1 protein-coding gene and 2 pseudogenes are annotated in these 1868 nt (G+C 69.1%); 1 reads left to right on the forward strand and 2 read right to left on the reverse strand.

The features are described 5' to 3' along the window. Positions 1-719 (reverse strand): annotated as a pseudogene (locus ACFWF3_RS34325) (alpha/beta hydrolase); the annotation flags it as partial. 32 nt (positions 720-751) lie between these two features. Continuing rightward, entirely contained in the window at positions 752-1513 is a 762-nt protein-coding gene (locus ACFWF3_RS34330) for a pyrimidine reductase family protein (RefSeq protein ID WP_378988710.1), read from the reverse strand. Positions 1514-1548: 35 nt separating this feature from the next. Between ACFWF3_RS34330 and ACFWF3_RS34335 the strand changes: the two are divergent. Beyond that, positions 1549-1868, forward strand: a pseudogene (locus tag ACFWF3_RS34335) (hypothetical protein); the annotation flags it as partial.

Below are 1868 nucleotides of genomic sequence, written 5' to 3' on the forward strand. Positions count from 1 at the left end.
ACGTTGATCTTCTCGACCTGCCATTGCTTGCGCAGCTGCTCGATGTCGTCGGCGGCGTGCGGCGCGTCGAACGTGCCCTCGTAGGGCTGCAGGAAATCGCGGCAGGCGATGGTGGCGTCCTGGCTGAAGCCCGCGACGGCGCCGACCTGATCGGCGTTGCCCACCCCGGTCTGTCCGAGGTCGGTCATCACCGCGCGCAGCTGCGCCGGAATGCAGTCGATGGGCTGGGAGGCGCCGATGCCGCGTCGATCCACCGCGACGATCGGCTGCGCGGCCAGCAACGCGCTGTTGGGCCCGATCGCCAGACCGGCCAGCGTCGAGGCCGACGAACGGTCCGAACCGGAGGTGAGCACCAACGGGGCCGCGTCGGTGGGCGTCTGCGGCAGGCGAGCGCGCAGGGCGCCGGCCCGGAACGTGCCGAGCACGGTGCCCGCGGTATCGATCGGGGTCGAGAACTCGGCGCACTCGAGGACCAGACCCGCGGGAGCGGCGCCGAAGTCGAGCGAGCTCAACGTGGCCGCGGTGCAATCACGCCAGGCCAGATCGGTTTTGGGCACCTCGGCCTTGGCCAGGTCCTGCGGCGCGGGCGCTTCGGTCTGCGCGCCGCCTGCCCCGGGACGCTCGACGGCGACGACGGGCCGATCCGACGGCCCGGCCCCACAGCCCGCGAGCATGATCGACAGTGTCGCGGCCGTTGCCGCGGCCCGAGTCCAACGCATGCGCTACACACTGCCAGGTTCGGCGCCAGGTTTCATCGACGGGCCCAACGGGCCGCGACGGTGCCGTCCTCGGCGAGCACCAGCTGCTTGCGTGCCATCGGCAGGTCGAAAGTGCTCGCCGACAGCGAGATTCGCCCGCCCGCGCCCCCGACCAGCATCGGGGCGGTGGTCAGGCAGAGCTCGTCGACCAGGCCGGCCTCGGCCAGCTGCCCGAAAAGATGCGGTCCGCCTTCACACAGCACCCGGTGCAGACCGCGCTCGGCGAACACCCGGATCAGCGCGGCGGGCATGATCGCGGCCTCACCGGCGACCACTATCTGCGCGCCCGCGTCTTCGAGCGCACTGACCTGCTTCGGGTCCGCGTGGCTGGTGGTGACGATCAGCGGCGGCACCTCGGCGTCGGTGAAGAACTTCGACCCCGGATCGAGCTTGGCGGTCGCGGTGACCACCGCGATCGGTGGCGGGGTGCCGTCGGGGTGACCACCGATCCCGTGCCGATGGTGCGCGATGCGCCGTTGCGGGTCGGGGTGCGCGCCGCCGTAGTTCTCCGCGCGCAGGGTTCCTGCGCCGATCACGATCACGTCGGCCAGTTCACGCAGGACCGTGAACACTGTCTTGTCCGCCTCGGTGCCCAAGCCTGCCGAAACACCGTCGACGGTGAACGCGCCGTCGATGCTGCTGACGAAGTTCGCCCGTACCCACGGACCGTCCAGATGCCGTGGGTAGGCATAGCACCTGGCCAGTGCGTCGGCGTCGAGGTCTGCGAGCTGGGTCACATTGTGGATACGCTGCATAGGGATCGATGCAACCACGTCCGTACGATTTGTCCATGCAAGAACGCCTTGTCGATCGCCATCCGGAGGTCCCGGCCGACCAACTCGTCGCGCAGATGGTGCCTCCGCCCATGTTCGACGAGGTCAGCTTCGCCTCCTACATCCCCGACCCCAAGGAACCGAGCCAAGCGGCCGCGGTAGCCAAGGCGGAGGAATTCGCAGGTCAGGTGGCGAAAATCCACAAGGCCGCCTCGAAGAAGAGCCTCTTCGGCAAGAAGAAGGCAGTCTCGGGCGCCGGCCTGTATCTGATCCAGCGTGATGTCCCGGAGCTGGTGCGGACGTCGGCGTTCGCCCGTTCGGAGACCTTGTTGCAGAT

Source organism: Nocardia sp. NPDC060220 (genome assembly GCF_042727815.1).
In the GTDB taxonomy this organism is placed as follows: domain Bacteria; phylum Actinomycetota; class Actinomycetes; order Mycobacteriales; family Mycobacteriaceae; genus Nocardia.